Here is a 17,707-nt window from a genome sequence, read left to right on the forward strand (position 1 = left end):
TCATTTGGATTGTTTTGAAGTATATTCAAGGTCTGTCCGGAACTTTCCTGCTATAATTTCGTGTATTCGGGCTGCATGAGCAGAAAAATTTTCGAAATCAGTGACATCTACCCACTGGATATCCTTCATATGGCGAAACCACGAGAGCTGTCGCTTCGCAAAATGACGCGTATCCCGTTTTAGCCAAGTCACCGCCTCCTCCAAAGACACCTCTCCCCGCAGGTAGGAGGATATCTCTTTATAGCCTAGACCTTGCATGGAGATGGCATCGCTTCGCACTCCCCGTTCCATTAAGGAGGTTACCTCAGCAACAAGCCCTTGATCGAGCATCCCGTCAATTCGGTCTTCAATACGTTTATATAGCATTTGCCTATCCATTGTCAAACCTACGATGCAGAGTTGGTAGGGAGATTCCTTTTTTTGACTGGCAAGTTGAGAGCTAAGTGTTGTTCCGCTAACATGGTAAATTTCCAGCGCTCTCACGACTCGACGACGATCATTTGGGTGCAGACGAAGTGCACTTTCGGGATCAACTGCCTGTAGTCGCGCATGAAGCGCGTCGGCTCCATACTGATCGGCATAGTCAAGCTGTTCCTGACGAAAAGCTTCATCTGCCCCTACCTCAGAAAACTGGTATTCATAGCAAACCGATTCTACATACAAACCTGTCCCGCCTACGATGAAAGGTAGCTTTCCTCTAGATTGAATATCAGGTATGAGACGACGACAGTCTTCCTGAAATTGGGCTACTGAATATGGGTATTCAGGCTCATGAATATCGATTAAATGGTGCTTGATTCCTTTCATTTCCTGTTCGGAAATTTTGGCAGTTCCAATGTCCATATGACGGTATACCTGCATGGAATCCCCGGAAATAATTTCCGCGTCAAATTGTCGAGCCATTTCGATGCTTAGTTTCGTCTTGCCAACCGCAGTCGGGCCAACAAGAACAAGTAGTTTAGGCTTAGATGCCACTGTCAATATCAATCACTCCGTACACTGTTTTCGTTGTGCCCCGTTGCTCCACACGGAAGCCGAGGCGGGCAAACTCTCCGCTACCCCTTTTTTCTTTCAATACAATTGTTTTTCTTGCAACCCTTTTCGCATGAGCAATACTTTCTTCATTCAATGCATCTGGATTGGCCAATCCTCTCAATGGACCGATTGCACTGGAATCAAGCAACGGATCACGGAACATCGGGTCAAAATAAATAATATCTACACTGCGGTTCGGCAAGCTACGCAAATAGTCCAGATGATGACCAAAACGAACGTCAATGTCGGAAAAGGCTCTATCTACTGCAGCATTACCGGAACGGTAATGTCTCATCCCATCCTTGATTAATGCATAGACAGGGAAGGAACTCTCCACAGCTGTGACTTGTCCAGAACTTCCCGTTCCAATGGAAAATAAAAGTGAATCCGTACCTAGCCCGGCCGTGCAATCCAGCACGGTATCACCCGGGGTAAGTCGGGCAGCCGTCAACATCGGATCAGCCTCGCCCTTTAATACCCTTTTGGCTCGAATGAATCCCATACTTGGATGAAAAACCATCGGTGGTTGTTCCGGACTAATCAGCCTCACCCCGCCCTGCACCAGCACCAGAGCCTGACGGACTCTGTGAGCAGCGATTAGCTTAGCTACTGATATGCCACGACGTGGGGCGTACAGCACCCCAAGCTCGGCTGCAAGCAGCTTCGCACGCTCCACAACCTCGTCCGAGGGAGAATCTCCTGTCGTGACCAGTAATTCAGCTTGTTTCTCACGAAGCATCATCTGCTTTTCTTCTTCACGTTTTTCCCAATCCTGCAACATATTTATACTCCCTTACATTACTCTTTTAAACAGCTTCTCCAAATCATATGTGGAAAAGGAAACAACGATGGGGCGCCCATGGGGGCAGGTATAGGGTTGTTTGCAGGCTGCCAAACGTTCTAACAGCACGACGGCCTGTCGGTCAGTCAGCTTCTGATTTGCTTTAATCGAAGCCCGGCAGGAGCACATGATTGAGGCTGCCTCCCGCAGTTTAGCTAGATCAATGGCTTTTTCCTCCAGCACCCATCCAGCCATTTCCTCAATGACATCCGCTTCTTCTCCTTTGGGGAGCCAGTACGGATATGAGCTGACACGGAAGGTTTGCCCGCCAAAATGTTCCAAATACACCCCCGCCTGTTCAAACCAATGCAACCTTGTTTTCAATTTTTCCGTTTCGGAAGGCGTAAATTCCAATGTAATTGGCAGTAACAACTCCTGTGATACTGATTCAGGATTGCCAAATTTTTCGTAATAAAATTCGTAATTGACCCGTTCATGGGCGGCATGCTGATCAATTAAATACAAGCCCTGGTCGTTCTGTGCAATCAGATAGGTTCCATGGTGCTGACCGATTAAATTCAGCTCAGGAAAAGTAGGCACCTCAGGAGCTGCCCCCGACAACGCTGCCAATTGCTCTGTCTTCAGACGTTCCTGGTGCGTCTTCTGATCCGTGAATTTAGTAGTGTTGTCTGCAAGGGGGGAAACAGAAGAACGGTAAGCGGCAGAAGCAGCCGTTTCCTGTATCCCTTCGCTGTACGAGGAAGAGACATCTGTTTCGGCATGATCTCCTGTGGATATCCGTGTAGTCATCCCATCAGGAAGTGACACGCTCCCTCTATCATCACTCCCGTTGTTTTCTTCCACAAAATCTGCATCCAGTTCGTCATCACTGATACTTTGACGAGCGAGAGTGTTTGCCTGTCCATTGACTGAATGGCTCCTCTCCCTACTCGGATGTTGCTCACGCTCCTGGCTAATCTTCTTCTTCTCTTCATTACTGGTCAAGTGATTGGATTGTGTCGATTCCTGGACCTGCGGCGAAGCCATAGAAAGAGGTAGCGTTCGATTATGACCATTATCCGAAGAAGCATCTACTTCTGCACCATTTCCTTTCGAGAAATGAAACTGCTCCTGCACAAACGAGCCACTATCCTTACCGCCAATTTCGCGTTTAACTGCCTTCGGAATCAGCACTTGCTGCCCTAAAACAGCTTTTACCGAATCTTCAACCAACTGAAACAGTTCAGCTTCTTTACTGAACCTCACCTCCAGCTTGGCTGGATGGACGTTAACATCCACCAAAGAAGGATGCATGTCCAGTTGGATCACAGCCAGCGGATAACGATTGATCGGCAACAAAGTATGATACGCCTTGAGCAGTGCCTGATTGAGCCCATAGCTTCGCACAAATCGTCCATTCACTACTGTCGAAATTGCATTGCGATTCGATCGGGTCCACTCCGGGCGACTGACATAGCCGCTAATTCGGTAATCAAGGCTCTCTCCTTCCACCATCAACATTGATTTTGCCGCAGAAGTTCCGTAAATAGCAGCTATCACTTGGAGCAAATCGCCATTTCCCAGCGTTTGCAGCAATGTATTGCCGTTATGCCGCAATGTGAAGGCCACTTCCGGGTGCGAAAGCGCCATTCGGTACAATACATCCGAAATGTGCCCCAACTCCGTCTGGATTGTTTTCATATATTTTAGCCGTGCAGGTGTATTATAAAACAGATCGCGTACGGTAAAATCCGTCCCCTGCCTACCAGCAGCATCCTCGTGAAGTACCAGTTTACCGCCCTCAATCACCAGTTTACGGGCACGGCCGTCATCTCCTGCTGCTGTGAGCAGCTCTACTTTCGATACAGCCGCTATACTGGGCAATGCCTCTCCCCGGAAGCCGAGGCTTGTGATTTGGAATAGGTCGCGGCCATGTCCGATTTTGCTTGTCGCGTGCCGATAAAATGCCGTTTCCACGTCTTCAGGCTCTATCCCACTGCCATTATCCGTCACCCGAATACTTTGCAGGCCGCCCTCTTCTACCCATACGTCTACTCGTGTACCGCCCGCATCAATCGCATTTTCCACCAGTTCCTTCACGACGGAGGCTGGACGTTCCACGACCTCACCGGCAGCAATCTGGTTCGCAATATGCTCATCTAGCACTCGAATTTTAGACATCCTTTTAACCTCCTCCTGACTTCAAAGTGTGATGAAAAATAAGCAAAATAATAATGCCTAATATTTTTAATTACAGACCATTGGCTTTATTTTTTAATTCATTTAACAATTGCATTGCCTGTAAGGGTGTCATGTTCATGACATCAGCATTTTTCACTTTCCGCAAAATTTGCCGCACGATCGGATTAGCTTCTACCGTCTCTGGGTGTGGCTTGGAGGGAGCAAGATCCTGCTCTCCGAAAATGGACAGCTGTACCACGTCAGAAGCTGATCGCTCCAACTCACCTGAATCTTCCACAATCTGTAAGGTATCTTCTTTTACCAGGGTGGCTTGCTGTGATCCAGACTGGACTTGTGGTGCTGTATCTCCGTTCGCTGACAATGTCTGGCCTACATATTTTGCGGACATTGGAGAAATCTCTTCTGTCCCTGACGCTGTACGAAGATCAGTCCCTTCCTTCGCTCCCCCTACTGCCTCCGTGCCCGCCGTTACTTGAGCTGCCGCCTGTTCAAAACCATATAGCAGACCATTCGCTCGCTCAATAATGTTATTAGGCAAACCTGCAAGCCGGGCACAATAAATACCATAGCTACTGCTAGCCGCGCCTGGTATGAGCTTGCGCAGGAAATTCACCTTATCGCCGCTTTCCTGCACAGCCATGGAGTAATTTCGCAGCGAAGACAGACCTTGCTCCAAATGGGCCAGCTCATGGAAATGCGTAGATACCAGCGCCTTACAACCAATCGTATCATGCACAAATTCGATGACCGCTTGTGCAATTGCCATCCCTTCGCTGGTGGACGTCCCTCGTCCCAGTTCATCAATAATAATCAAGCTTCGCGGAGTTGCCTTGTCCGTCATGACTTGAATATCCGCCATTTCGACCATAAACGTACTCTGCCCGCCGATGAGATCATCCGCAGCACCGATCCGTGTGAAAATGCGATCCAGCATCGGCACTTTAGCACGTGCAGCCGGGACAAAGCAGCCAATTTGAGCCATAATCGCAATGAGAGCAACCTGACGCATATACGTACTTTTCCCAGCCATATTCGGACCGGTGATGAGTAGAATATGCGCATCGGCTTCTTCCAACACTGTGTTGTTGGCGATAAAGCCACCATCTTTCATTACGGCCTCCACTACGGGGTGCCGTCCCTGTTCCACTACAAAATCATATCCTGTTGTCAGCTCAGGTTTCACGAATCCACGTTCCGCGCTAACCGTTGCCAGCGACTGATACACGTCGATTTCAGCAACTTGCTCTGCCAGCTTTTGCAAACGGGGAATTTCAGCGTTCAGTTTACCACGAAGCTCGGAGAAAAGCGTGTACTCCAGATCCACCATTTTATCCTCAGCTTCCAGAATCAGCGATTCCTTTTCCTTCAATTCCGGTGTGATATACCGTTCTGCATTCGCCAACGTCTGTTTGCGTTCATATCGACCTTCCGGTAATGAAGCCAAATTGGATTTGGTCACCTCGATGTAATAACCAAACACTTTGTTGTATCCGATTTTGAGCGACCGAATGCCGGTTGCTACACGTTCCTTGGCCTCCAGCTCAGCGATCCAGCGCTTACCGTTCACACTCGCTTCACGCAGTTCGTCCAGATGCTGATGGTAACCTTCCTTTATAAGCCCTCCATCTCTTACGGAAATCGGGGGTTCATCGGCAACTGCTTCCTCAATTAGCGTACACAGGTCTGTACAGCTGTCCAATGTTTGTGCAATCCGTCTCAGCGTATTCGATGGAGATTCAGCGCACAGCTCGCGTAAAGACGGAATTTGAGCCAGAGACAGCTTGAGAGCGATCAAATCTCGTGCATTAGCACTACCAAAAGCGATCCGTCCTACCAAACGCTCCAGGTCGTAAATCTCTTTAAGCTGAGCACGTACATCCTCGCGGAAAATAAACTGGTGGTACAGCTTGTCTACCGCTTCTAATCGTTCCTCAATTAAATTGCTGCTCAACAGCGGTTTGTCGATCCAACGACGCAACAAACGTGCGCCCATGGATGTCTCTGTCCGATCCAACAGCCACAGCAGCGAGCCTTTCTTGGAGCGTTCACGCACCGTCTCCACCAGTTCCAGATTCCGGCGGGTAAATGGATCCAGAATCATAAAATGATTGGGCTCATAGACCGAGATTTGGGTCAGTTGACCTAACGATCTTTTTTGCGTTTCATTTAAGTAGGCAATCAGGCGCGATACGCAACGTCTGCGTTCCTCCGTAAGCCTTGCCCATGTGGCTTCACCAAATTGATCCCGTACCAGATCATCTTTGGATTTGTCCCAGGCCGTATACACAACACGCCGTCCAACAGGCGACATACGAGAGGTCACGAAATCGAGCAAATGACCATCCCCCAACATTTCGGACGGCTCATAAATATTAATTTCATCTAATAGCCATTCTTTCGAATCAGGTACGGAAGTCACATAGAGTTCACCTGTCGACAAGTCGCATGCCGCCAGCGCCAGCATCCCGTCCGTCTCTGTGACACATACCATGTAGTTGTTGGATTTATCACCCAGCACTTTGCCCTCCATGACCGTACCCGGGGTCACAACACGGACGATATCCCGCCGCACCATTCCCTTCGTAGCTGAGGCTTCCTCCATTTGCTCACAGATGGCCACCTTATAACCCTTCTCAATAAGGCGTTGTATGTAATTTTCTGCTGAATGATAAGGCACGCCGCACATTGGAATTTTCTCCGCGACGCCACCCTCACGACCAGTCAGTGTAATTTCCAGCTCCTTGGATGCAAGAATCGCATCATCAAAAAACATCTCGTAAAAATCCCCTAGGCGGAAAAACAAAAATGCATCTTTAGCCTGCTCTTTTATAGATAAATATTGCTCGATCATCGGTGTATATTTAGACATACCGTTACCTAACCCCCACACTTTGTTCCGTTAATCTTATAATTATCTTTCATTATATCAAAAATGACAGTCGATAACATGAAACCCTCTCGGGTGTTGACACCTGATTTTACGAAAGCTTCCAGTACGGGCGCAAATCCCGTGTTTCATCCCATTGTTTTCCTTGGCGAAGGCTATCCAGCAGCGGCGCTATATAAGCTTCATATTGAGAATAGATCTCTAGTGAAACCATATCTAAAATAACCGGCTCCATATACTCTCTAAGTACAACCTGGTTTCCTTCATAAAAAGCTCTGTGAGCCTCTTCTTCTCCCAGCGGCCTACGCTGCAAACGTGAATATTGGGAAGCGATCAGAAACGCCATCCCAATCACACCTTTCGCCAGCTGTGGCGAGATTAGAAAACTAGGCAGTGTACGATATTCAAAGCCTCCGTAAGACTGACAGCGAAAATCGCCCAAATTGCCATAATGCGGTCTGCGCCGAGCCGAGCGCTTATCTTCTAGCAGCGCCAGAGGCAACGCCAAATAGTTATCTAGTGCCCTAAGTAGGGCACCATTTAGCGGAACACCACTGAAATGCAGGTGTCCGCCCAGGGGAAAACCTGGCTGCGGCATTCCGCCCGCCTGCCAGATAAGCGTGCGGTCGTCAATACGTCGAGCTGCTGTTGCAAAAGCTTGGCGCAGATGCCTCAGCAGACGAGCCGGATCTTCGCTCGGGGCAGGACGAAGCTCAGCGACCGGATACAGCGTTCGCCCTCGGCGGGTAACGGCATCGCAGCCAGCTATGCCTAGTCGACCCAAAAATCTAGAAGCCGGAACAACCCTCCCCTCTGGCATACGAACCAGCACAAATTCGGGGTCCATTCCGATTAATAGTCGCGCGCTCCCCCGTTTCGCTGAAAGTTCCTCTCCCGGAGCATCCTCTTCACGAGCAGCAACTTCGTATAGCGTGGCCAAACGTCTATCGTTCAGCCAGGGCTGTGCCAAGACTTGGCGAACCTGACAATTGCGCTCTCCCAGCGGCGTCAGCACTACCTCACCACTGTCCAAACCGAGTGTATACAACGCACGTACAGCCAGCCGCTCCATCCGGACATAGAGCGGGGATTGAGAATCTAGTTCAGACAAATCATATGTGCTAACTTTGGTAGAACCTTCGAGGGCACGTCTACGGATTTCCAGTCCCCGCAGTTGATGGATTTGCACCGCGTAGCCGATCGCAAAATCTGCTGTACTCTCATCCAGCCAACGAACCGATATACCTGAACGCTCCAGTCTGCGCATTTTTTCATCATCCGTCATCTCTCTGAAGCGTTTGAGCGCCTGTCCCGGTTGCCGCATCATACTCCCCCTTACCGTTCTACGTACGGAATTTAACGATCCAAAACGACAAAAAAGGAGGGCCTTTGCCCCCTGCGCAATATCAGCCGGCGCAAAGAGTAAAGTGGCCCTCTTTTTGGTCACTCCTGTCAGAGCTCGTCGTCAATGAGGTCGGGGTCGAGCTCCTCATAGTCCCCCTCTTCCGCTCCAAAATCAAAGTCCTTGTCAAAATCGTCACTGCTGCCATACGGGAATACTTCTACAACAATCTTCGTTTCCGCCACCAGCTCCACCGCAAATTCCCGCTCGACCCGGATCATTACGCTGCCACCTCCAGAAGACACACTGGCCTCAACGCAACTTGGCTCCTGTGTAGCTTCGGCGGATACTTCCACTGTAGACGCCCGGTGCTTCGGATCAAGATACGAGAGCGGCACATTTTCTACGTACGACACCGTTTCCTTTGCCACATCGGTCTGCGAGTTTTTATCGTATGAATACCAAATATTGATATCATACGTCCCGATGACCTCAATGCCGTCTCCAGCCGCCACAGCTTCATACTGGTGGTTGATAATCCATGCTCCCAAAATACTGGTCGGATTATTCGGCGGAGTTACGGTATGGGTTACGGTAGAGAATCTGCGACCTTTACCACAGATCGCTTTGGTAATAATCTCTCTACGATTTTTATGACTTAATGCCATTCTTGAACCTCCTCCATACAATCAATCATTCCATACATATGTATGCAGGTTGTGGGCGAATGTTGAGTGAATAGGCGAAAAGGAAAAAATATTATTTGTATAAGCATATGCCGCCATGGCTTGAACTCATGCACGCCAATGTGTTACATGCTGCTCAACGATCTGTAAAAATTCGCTGAGAGCTGGCGATTTCCACTTTTTCGTATGATAAGCGACCTGAGTAGCCACCTGCTGTTCACTGTCATCCCAGGCTAGACGTGCCATTTTCCCTTCTCGCAACTCATTTTGTACCGTAACTAGCGGAAGCAGCGCAATACCCAGTCCAGCCATGACGCATTGCTTGATGGCTTCAATGCTCCAAAATTCCAGACTAGGGTCTGCAAAAATACCGTGTTTGTTTAAATACTGCTCAAAAAGGATTCGGTACGTACATCCAGCCTCCGTATGCAAAATGGTTTCGTCCTTCAAGTCGGCAGGCTCTACCTGTGTACAGGCAACCAGTGAATGCTTCAGAGGCGCAACCAGCGCCATCGGCTCATGAATAAGCGTGGTGATATTCAGTTCTCTATCCTCTGTCTCAGGTTGAAGCAAAAAAGCCAAATCCAGTTCACCGGAACGGATCAAATCACGTAATTCCCAGCATTCGCCGGGCTTAAGTACAATTTTGACCTTTGGGTACCGCTCTCTGTACTCACGGATCAAACTCGGCAAACGAAAAGCAGCCAGAGACTCTGGTGCTCCTATTTTTAGCGTCCCTGTTAATTCTGTTTCTGAACGAAGCGCATCCTTAGCCATAGCATGCATCTTGGAAATTTCCTGCGCATAGGGCAGCAGGCGTCGCCCGGCATCGGTCAGCATGATTTTCTTGCCAATGCGATCAAACAGCGGCGTACCCAATTCCGTTTCCAGTGTTTGAATTTGAGCAGTAATACTTGACTGTGCATAATCCAGTATACGCGCTGCTCGCGTAAAACTGCCTGCCTCCACCACATTTAAAAAAGTAAACAAATGCCGCGATTCCATAATCCGCTCCTTCAATCGATTTTTCCGATGCAAGCAATCGTAATATTCCGTTTTTCCGATAGATTGATTATCTGATAAGCTGGAGAAAATAACAAGAGAAAGAAGGCTTTTCTGCATGACGAATGAAAATAAACTTCAATCCACTATTGGTCTTCCACAGGCCATTGCGCTCTATATCGGAGCTGTGCTGGGTTCGGGGGTATTGATTGTGCCTGGCCTTGCCGCCCAAATGGCGGGCCCAGCATCGTTGCTGGCATGGGGATTCATGACCCTGCTTATTCTCCCAATGGCGCTTTCCATGGGGCTTCTATCTGCGAAATTTCCAAATGCCGGAGGGGTATCGCATTTTGTGACGTTGGCCTTTTCCCCACGTGCCGGTGCTTATATCGGGTGGTTTTTTCTCATGTCGGTTCCAATTGGGGCGCCTGTTGCCGCACTTACCGGAGCCGGCTATATGACCACAGCTATGGGCTGGGGAGAGGAAAGTCGCATACTGTTGGCCGCTGCTATGCTGGCGGTGGGCCTGATCATCAACTGGATCGGTATGAAGGTTGCCGGACGCATTCAGATTGCCGTCGTTATAGCCATCGTTGCCGTCCTGATATTCGCTATTGCCGCAGCACTCCCTCAGATGAAAACTGTTCACTTTACGCCGTTTGTTCCACATGGCTGGCTTTCTGTCGGCCAAGCAGCTGCGATTCTGTTCTGGTGCTTTATCGGCTGGGAGGCCGTGTCTCATATGTCAGAGGAATTTACCAATCCCGAGCGGTCTGCCGTTAGAGGTGTGATCATTGCAGCTGTCATTGTCGGTTTGCTTTATTTCCTTACTGCGCTTGCTACAGTGGGCACACAAAGTTACCTTGCAGGGGGTTCAGATGCTTCGCTCGTATGGGTGATTAGTCGGGCTATCGGTCCATGGGGTGCGATCATTGCGGGCTTGACGGGTATCTTTATTTGCACCGCTACTATTATTGCTTACGTGGGTGCCGCTTCACGAGTCGCTTATGCTTTATCCCGACAAGGACAGGCCTTTCGCTGGATGGGGATGTTATCCCAACGTTTCCATACACCCATCGGGGGCATTGCTTTTCTTAGTGTCTGCTTCGTGATCATTATGGTGTTGTACGGTAGCGGTGCAGTTTCACTCACCAACCTGATCCAATTCCCGAACGCCACCTTCATTCTGACCTATCTAGGAGGTTGTGCAGCAGGGATTAAGCTCCTACGCGGGAGTCGTTGGGGAGTGTCCATTAGTTGGATTTCCTTCATCTCCACGGCAGTTGTCTTTCCTTTTGTTGGGTGGGCTATGCTGTACCCTTGCCTGATCACAGCTGTTTTATGGATTACAGATCGAATTCGGCATAAAAGAACTTTTACTCATCCGACTTCTGCCATCACCGAACAAGAAGAGGCTACTGTCCATCATGGATAGTAGCCGCTCAAGGTCTTTACTCTAATTTTTCACTGGAGTAGGGGCCTTGTCCTTTTTAGCGATTTTCAAATACTGATGAAGCTCATGTGTAAGCTGCAATAATGCCGAACGAATCTCAAATTCCTCCCGAGTTGCGGGAAGCTCCATGGCTTTAAATTCTTCACGAACCTGCTCCAACAGCTTCTCGGTCTGCCCCGTATAATGTCCAGCCAAAACGTCGTTGCTAAGCTGGTCGAACAGCTCGGCCAGAAGCTTGGCCTGCGGCATGTGCTGATACATTTGTGCGATCAACTGCATCATGTTTTGAATCGAATCCAGCTGTTCTTTGCGCATATAAAAATACACATTCCAGCCCTCTTGGGGACGAAGCATTTGATTCTCCAATGAACGCCCCGCCTCAGTGACCCCTTTGGTGATCACGCTGTCCGCTTCAATAACTTCCTTGCCATCCCATATGTATGCCGGACTACGCAGCGTGTTGGCCATATTTCTGAAAATAACAGAAAATGTCCGATCCACCTCCTGCCGGATTTGTTGCATTGTATTATCAGAACGCGGCATATAAGCTAAATTGACAACCATCGCAGAACCCAGTCCAATCACCAGCAGAGCCAGCTGGGTCAGCAGCACCTCCATATCAATCACACCGCCGCTGAATACTCGGAAAACTACGACTGAACCCGTGACAATGCCTTCCTTAAAGCCTACCCGTACAATGACCGGAAACGCCGTTAAAATATATAATGCAAGTACCCAATCATGGAATCCGAATACCACAAACAAAACACAAGCAAAAAGAAGTCCCACGACGGATGCAAAAAATCTAGCCGAAATGGTACGGAGACTTCTCTTGCGTGTGACATCCACCCCCAAAATTGCTAAAAGCCCTGCCGAGGTGGCTCCGTGAATGCCTACTCCCTCTGCAATAAGTACGGCCATTAATGCGGCAATAGCCGTTTTAATCGTACGAAAGCCCATGAAAAAATTCTGTCCTCTCTAGATGAAATCTGTTTTCTCATTTTCATAAATATTAAGTATTTCATTTTCATGGTACTTTATTTTCACGTTTTACACAAATATTCAGAAATTTAATAATTACCGATGAGGGCGACCCGAAAGCAGGCGGTGCTCCACATACACGACTGCCTGATACATCAGTGTAGCTACGACAGCAATGATCAACAAACTGGACATGACCAGCGTGAAATTGAATACCTGAAAACCATAAATAATCAAATAGCCTAAGCCATTTTTAGCCACCAAAAATTCACCCACAATCACGCCAACCCACGCCATGCCGACATTCACTTTTAGCGTAGAGACAATTGCGGGAAAGGATGCGGGCAAAATTACCTTTTGAAACGTATCACGACGTGATCCCCCAAACGTGCGAACCACTTTGATCAAATTCGAATCGACTTCCTGAAAGCTGTTGTACACCACAAGTGTCGTAATGATAACCGTAATGGAGAGGGTCGTCATCAGAATCGCGGTAAAACCTGCCCCAAACATGACGATAAAAATCGGGCCCAGCGCTACCTTGGGCATACTGTTAAACACGACCATATACGGGTCAAGCACCCTCGACAAAAACGGCGACCACCAAATAAGTACCGCCAGCAGTGTACCGAGCAGTGTGCCAAGCAAAAAACCTGCCATTGTTTCTCCAACAGTGACACCTACATGCCCCCATAATTCACCGCTGACCGCATCCTTGCCAATCTGTGTGAGAATTTTGCTAGGGTAGCTAAACAACAGTACATCAATCCACTTCAAACGACCTGCAATTTCCCACAATACAAATAAAAGCAGCAAAATAGCTGTCTGCACACCTGTTACTAACCACTTTTGCAAACGCCTGTTACGCAAATACGTCTGATGCAGTCCTTGAATCCATCGTTGCTCAAGCTGATCAGCTTCGTTCTTCATACGTTAACTCACTCCTTTGCTCCCGAAGCCTCCAGTTCCCCCCATATTTCATGAAAAAGCTCATTAAAGCCCGGCTGCTCGCGTGCATAAAAAGGCTGGGCTTCCCGGATGGAATCCGGAATTTCAAAGGTACGCCGAATATGACCAGGATTTCGCCCCATCACTATAACCCGGTCGCTGACTGCAATCGCCTCGGCCAAATCGTGCGTGACTAAAATCGCCGTTTTCTCTCGCTCCCGCAAGGTTTGCACAACAAGGTCCTCCAGCTGTAGCTTGGTTTGATAATCCAGCGCGGAGAACGGCTCATCCAGCAGCAGCAGTCCCGGATTAGTCGCCAGCGTCCGTACCAGCGCCACACGCTGGCGCATTCCTCCAGACAACTGGGATGGATGCAAATGCTCCTTTCCTCCCAGACCCATGCCTTCCAGCAATAACCGTGTCCGCTCACGCGCAGCTTCATCTACTCTGTTGCTTAGTTCCAGACCTAACAATGCGTTATCCATGATCGTCCGCCACGGGAAGAGATAATCCTGCTGCAACATGTAACCGACCTCAGGGCTCGGGCCACTTACCGGCTGACCTTGCAGCATAACTTGACCTGCCGCTGGACGCAGCAGCCCGGCGATCATAGACAGGATCGTCGTTTTGCCACAGCCGCTTGGACCGACTAAACTGACAAACTCCCCTGTATTTACGGAAAAATCGATATTCTCAACCGCAAGTGAAGCTTCCCGATCTGTTACATACACATGGGTCACTTGCTCCATTCTCACCATCGGGATCGTCACATCCGCAGTGAGACCACTCTGTTCTTCCATCATGGTGAACCTCCAGCATCGACAGCTGTATCCGTAGCTTCAGTTGCGCTCTTTTTCACATCTGTCTCAGTATTCCCGATAGAGTTGGAGGAGATCGCCTGTTTTGCAAAGCTTGAGTTGACCAGCTTATCTAGTGCAACAGGGCTTTTCAGCTCACCTGCCGAGGCCATGACATCCTGTAAATTCTTCCATTCCTTTTCCTCAATCATCGGGTTCATAGCATAGGTACTCTGTTCCTTGTAGCGCTTGATACTACTCGTCAAAACAGCTAATTCTGTATCTTTAAAATAAGGCGTAATTGCTTCGGCGATCTGTTCAGGTGAATGCGCAGCAATCCACTGTTGTGCCCGATATATGGCATTTGTAAATTTCTGAGCGGCCTCGCTATTGGTGCTTAGATAGCTTTGCTTCGCCATATATACCGTATATGGCAACTCGCCACTCTCTACGCCGATGGAGGCAACCACCCTCCCCCGACCTTCCTTTTCAAAAATAGATGCCTGTGGCTCAAACAGCTGTACGTAATCCCCTGTACCTGAGCCAAAAGCAGAGGCGACATTGGCAAAATCAATATTTTGAATCAGCTTCAGATCCTTATGAGGATCAATGCCGTGTTTGCGAAGCGTAAATTCAAGTGACATTTGTGGCATTCCGCCCTTGCGTTGTCCCAAAAAATTTTGTTGTTTCAGCTTTTCCCAGTCAAAGCTATCCTGCGTCTGCCGTGCAAACAAAAAGGTTCCGTCCTTCTGTGTCAGCTGGGCGAAATTAATGATAGGGTCCTCTGCTCCTTGCTGATACACATAAATAGATGTTTCTGCGCCGATCAGCGCGATATCTGCCTGATTGGACAACAACGCCGTCATCGCCTTGTCTCCCCCAGGGATCGTAGCCAGCTGAACATCCAGTCCCTCCTGAGCAAACATCCCCTGGCTCAAGGCTACATACTGCGGCGCATAAAAGACCGTACGGGCTACCTCGCCAAGTCTGATCTCAATCGTTTGTTCCCCTTTGGGGGCACACCCACTGAGCAACAGTAATCCGAGTAGTGCCGCAGCCACCACTGCTTTGAAACGAGTGCCGTTTTTCATCCTTGTTCCCTCCCCACCTTTTTGCATCGTTGACTTCATATATTGTTATGCGGCTGTCGATATAATGGTTAATCGCACACAAAAACCCCGCATTTGCCTAAGAACGCGGGGTTTTTGTGTGTGATTATATAACAACTTCTAAATCACAGCTTGTATATGGATGTATATTTCTCTTCCAGATAGTCGGCGAGATAATCGGGATTCAGATCCTCACCTGTAATGGCTACAATCAACTCAGACGGCGTCCGACTCTTGCCGTAACGGTAAATCCGTTCAGTCAGCCATTGCTTAATCGGCTCCAGCTCACCAGCAGCAATCAGCTCATCCAGGTTCGGCAGCTCTTTGCGCAGAGTCGCCAAAATTTGCGCTGCATACATATTGCCAAGCGAGTACGAAGCAAAATAGCCAAAGTCACCACCGGACCAGTGAACGTCTTGAAGTACGCCCAGCCCATCGCTCGGGGGAAGAAGTCCCAGGTATTCTTTATATTTTGCATTCCATACCTCAGGGAGACGCTTTACATCCAGCTTTTCATTAAACAGCATTTTCTCAATTTCATAGCGGACAATAATATGTAAATTATATGTCAGCTCATCTGCTTCAATACGAATCAATGAATTTTCCACGCGGTTGACTGCCCGGTAAAATTGCTCAGCCGTGACCTTCGCCAAACGATCAGGAAAATGCTTTTGCAGATCATCGTAATACCGATCCCAGAAAGCACGACTGCGTCCGATTTTATTTTCCCACAAGCGGGACTGGGATTCATGTATCCCCATAGAGGTTCCTCCGGACAGTAGTGATCCTGCTAACTCAGGAGCAATATTTTGTTCGTACAGTGCATGGCCTCCTTCATGCAGCGAGCTAAAAATAGCACTGGTTACATCATCTTGCAAATAATGTGTTGTTATACGCACATCACCTGGATTTAACCCTGTCGCAAAGGGATGCACACTCTCATCCAAACGACCTGCGTCAAAGTCATAACCCATCTGACCTAAAATGAACAGACTGAACTTTTCCTGCTGCTTTACATCAAATACACCGTCTAAAAAGCTTTTATCCGGCTGATTGGGTGAAGCCTGAATTTTAGACAATAGGGGTACAAGGCGCTTTTTGAGACGATCAAAGACCGCATCCAGCTTTTCAACCGTCATCCCTGGCTCATATTGATCCAAAAGTGTGTCGTACTCTGTATCCTTAACCCCCCAGTAACCGATAAACTCGCGCTTCATGTCTACGATTTTAGACAAGTACGGTTCGAATCCGGCAAAGTCGCTATGTTCCTTTGCTTCCTCCCACTTGCTTTCCGCCTGAGCCGCTAAAATGCTATACTCCCGGTAGCGGTCTGCCGGAACCGAACGATTTAGGTCATAATTTTTGCGACATTCCTCTACCAGTCTGCGATCATTGTCTTCCAGTTGCTCCAGCTTGTCTTTTGCGGCAAAAAATTGCAGCAACTGCCCCATTTCATCCGAGATCATCAGCTTGAACATTTCCGTGGACAGCATGCCCAACGTCTCCGACCGGATGTCAACGCCCTTACGTGGAGCGCCTGTCCGTAAATCCCAGTGCAGCAAGCCGACTGCTTCGCCGTAACCACTGATTTTGTGTGCAATTTCCTTTAAAGCCGTCCATTGATCCAATGTTTGTTGCTCCATAATTAGAGACACCTCTTTAACTTAAAATGGTTAAAATTTTTAGATACCTATACTTGATGATAATTATATTAAAAAGTATAATCAACACACAACATGTACGACCAGCTCCTAATACCTGGATCAAACGTTGGGCGGTACATATTAAACTTTATTAGAATCTGGAGGGAACAATCGTGGATCACATCCAAGAAATTTTAGAGTACAATCGTGTTTTCGTAGAAAACAAAGAATACGAGGCCTATAGAACAGGCAAGTTCCCTAATAAAAAAATGGTTATCATAACCTGTATGGATACGCGGCTAACGGAGTTGCTCCCCAAAGCCATGAACCTGCGTAACGGTGATGTCAAAATCATCAAAAATGCGGGTGCAATTATTTCACAGCCTTTTGGAAGCGTAATGCGCAGTGTGCTAGTCGCTCTATACGAGCTGGGAGCAGACGAAGTGCTCGTTGTAGGTCATTATGAATGCGGCATGGCTGCATTAAACGCTGATCACATGGTTAATGAAATGCTTGATCGCGGAATTTCGCAGGAAGTGCTGAGTACATTGGAGAATTCAGGTATTAAGCTGAATAAATGGTTAAAAGGTTTTGACAACATTGAAGAAGGGGTACAGACTACAGTGAAGCTTATTAAAAACCATCCCCTTCTCCCTCCGAATACGCCCGTTCATGGCATGGTAATACATCCAGATACAGGAGCGTTAACACTTGTTGTTGATGGGAATAACCAGTAAACACTATATCTAGTTACCGGGGTAGTTCAGGCGCGTACATACGTGCTTAAACTACCCTGTTTCTATGAAAAAAAGCACATATACATACAGAATGCCCCCAGCTA

14 protein-coding genes are annotated in these 17,707 nt (G+C 48.2%); 2 read left to right on the top strand and 12 right to left on the bottom strand.

The window, feature by feature from the left end; translation table 11 throughout:
* From miaA to ACH59B_RS14105, 7 genes are all read right to left on the bottom strand, one after another.
* Positions 1-981, bottom strand: coding sequence for a tRNA (adenosine(37)-N6)-dimethylallyltransferase MiaA (miaA, locus tag ACH59B_RS14075; protein ID WP_016822097.1), 981 nt, complete (start codon positions 979-981; stop codon positions 1-3).
* A complete protein-coding gene (locus tag ACH59B_RS14080) occupies positions 965-1,816 on the bottom strand; it encodes a class I SAM-dependent methyltransferase (protein WP_019687796.1) in 852 nt (283 codons plus the stop codon). The genes miaA and ACH59B_RS14080 overlap by 17 nt, the downstream gene beginning before the upstream one ends.
* 12 nt (positions 1,817-1,828) lie before the next feature.
* Positions 1,829-3,997: a DNA mismatch repair endonuclease MutL gene (gene mutL / locus ACH59B_RS14085; protein ID WP_017427611.1), complete on the bottom strand. Its 2,169-nt coding sequence runs from the start codon at positions 3,995-3,997 to the stop codon at positions 1,829-1,831.
* 70 nt (positions 3,998-4,067) lie between these two features.
* Positions 4,068-6,887: a DNA mismatch repair protein MutS gene (gene mutS, locus ACH59B_RS14090; RefSeq protein ID WP_031461622.1), complete on the bottom strand. Its 2,820-nt coding sequence runs from the start codon at positions 6,885-6,887 to the stop codon at positions 4,068-4,070.
* A gap of 109 nt (positions 6,888-6,996) precedes the next feature.
* Positions 6,997-8,232, bottom strand: a complete 1,236-nt coding sequence (locus tag ACH59B_RS14095; RefSeq protein WP_026065464.1) for a putative amidoligase domain-containing protein — start codon at positions 8,230-8,232, stop codon at positions 6,997-6,999.
* A gap of 125 nt (positions 8,233-8,357) precedes the next feature.
* Positions 8,358-8,915 carry an outer spore coat protein CotE gene (locus tag ACH59B_RS14100; protein ID WP_013371552.1) on the bottom strand — a complete coding sequence of 186 codons (558 nt, stop codon included), beginning with the start codon at positions 8,913-8,915 and terminating at the stop codon, positions 8,358-8,360.
* A gap of 126 nt (positions 8,916-9,041) precedes the next feature.
* A complete protein-coding gene (locus ACH59B_RS14105) occupies positions 9,042-9,938 on the bottom strand; it encodes a LysR family transcriptional regulator (protein ID WP_025365075.1) in 897 nt (298 codons plus the stop codon).
* Positions 9,939-10,053: 115 nt separating this feature from the next.
* On the opposite strand from ACH59B_RS14105, the gene ACH59B_RS14110 reads away from it, so the two are divergent.
* A complete protein-coding gene (locus tag ACH59B_RS14110; protein ID WP_017427608.1) occupies positions 10,054-11,370 on the top strand; it encodes an amino acid permease in 1,317 nt (438 codons plus the stop codon).
* Between the two features lie 21 nt (positions 11,371-11,391).
* Here ACH59B_RS14110 and ACH59B_RS14115 read toward each other — a convergent pair whose 3' ends face one another.
* From ACH59B_RS14115 to ACH59B_RS14135, 5 genes are all read right to left on the bottom strand, one after another.
* Positions 11,392-12,348, bottom strand: coding sequence for an aromatic acid exporter family protein (locus ACH59B_RS14115; RefSeq protein WP_013371555.1), 957 nt, complete (start codon positions 12,346-12,348; stop codon positions 11,392-11,394).
* A 117-nt stretch (positions 12,349-12,465) separates the two neighbouring features.
* Complete coding sequence (locus ACH59B_RS14120; RefSeq protein WP_016822103.1) at positions 12,466-13,299, bottom strand: ABC transporter permease; 834 nt, start codon at positions 13,297-13,299, stop codon at positions 12,466-12,468.
* Between the two features lie 8 nt (positions 13,300-13,307).
* Positions 13,308-14,120 carry an ABC transporter ATP-binding protein gene (locus ACH59B_RS14125; RefSeq protein ID WP_016822104.1) on the bottom strand — a complete coding sequence of 271 codons (813 nt, stop codon included), beginning with the start codon at positions 14,118-14,120 and terminating at the stop codon, positions 13,308-13,310.
* The gene (locus ACH59B_RS14130; RefSeq protein WP_017427607.1) at positions 14,117-15,205 is read right to left on the bottom strand and encodes an ABC transporter substrate-binding protein; all 1,089 of its coding nucleotides are present in this window, start codon (positions 15,203-15,205) and stop codon (positions 14,117-14,119) included. The genes ACH59B_RS14125 and ACH59B_RS14130 overlap by 4 nt, the downstream gene beginning before the upstream one ends.
* 143 nt (positions 15,206-15,348) lie before the next feature.
* A complete protein-coding gene (locus ACH59B_RS14135) occupies positions 15,349-16,866 on the bottom strand; it encodes a carboxypeptidase M32 (protein WP_017427606.1) in 1,518 nt (505 codons plus the stop codon).
* A 173-nt stretch (positions 16,867-17,039) separates the two neighbouring features.
* On the opposite strand from ACH59B_RS14135, the gene ACH59B_RS14140 reads away from it, so the two are divergent.
* Positions 17,040-17,603, top strand: a complete 564-nt coding sequence (locus ACH59B_RS14140) for a carbonic anhydrase (protein ID WP_016822107.1) — start codon at positions 17,040-17,042, stop codon at positions 17,601-17,603.
* Positions 17,604-17,707 lie beyond the last annotated feature (104 nt).

Source organism: Paenibacillus sp. DP01, from assembly GCF_044784315.1.
GTDB lineage: Bacteria > Bacillota > Bacilli > Paenibacillales > Paenibacillaceae > Paenibacillus > Paenibacillus polymyxa.

Bases quoted from the DNA above. Each gene is read 5' to 3' on its own strand.
- ACH59B_RS14080 (WP_019687796.1), bottom strand. From the start codon at position 1,816: ATGTTGCAGGATTGGGAAAAACGTGAAGAAGAAAAGCAGATGATGCTT.
- mutL (WP_017427611.1), bottom strand. From the start codon at position 3,997: ATGTCTAAAATTCGAGTGCTAGATGAGCATATTGCGAACCAGATTGCT.
- mutS (WP_031461622.1), bottom strand. From the start codon at position 6,887: ATGTCTAAATATACACCGATGATCGAGCAATATTTATCTATAAAAGAG.
- ACH59B_RS14095 (WP_026065464.1), bottom strand. From the start codon at position 8,232: ATGATGCGGCAACCGGGACAGGCGCTCAAACGCTTCAGAGAGATGACG.
- ACH59B_RS14100 (WP_013371552.1), bottom strand. From the start codon at position 8,915: ATGGCATTAAGTCATAAAAATCGTAGAGAGATTATTACCAAAGCGATC.
- ACH59B_RS14105 (WP_025365075.1), bottom strand. From the start codon at position 9,938: ATGGAATCGCGGCATTTGTTTACTTTTTTAAATGTGGTGGAGGCAGGC.
- ACH59B_RS14110 (WP_017427608.1), top strand. From the start codon at position 10,054: ATGACGAATGAAAATAAACTTCAATCCACTATTGGTCTTCCACAGGCC.
- ACH59B_RS14115 (WP_013371555.1), bottom strand. From the start codon at position 12,348: ATGGGCTTTCGTACGATTAAAACGGCTATTGCCGCATTAATGGCCGTA.
- ACH59B_RS14120 (WP_016822103.1), bottom strand. From the start codon at position 13,299: ATGAAGAACGAAGCTGATCAGCTTGAGCAACGATGGATTCAAGGACTG.
- ACH59B_RS14125 (WP_016822104.1), bottom strand. From the start codon at position 14,120: ATGATGGAAGAACAGAGTGGTCTCACTGCGGATGTGACGATCCCGATG.
- ACH59B_RS14130 (WP_017427607.1), bottom strand. From the start codon at position 15,205: ATGAAAAACGGCACTCGTTTCAAAGCAGTGGTGGCTGCGGCACTACTC.
- ACH59B_RS14135 (WP_017427606.1), bottom strand. From the start codon at position 16,866: ATGGAGCAACAAACATTGGATCAATGGACGGCTTTAAAGGAAATTGCA.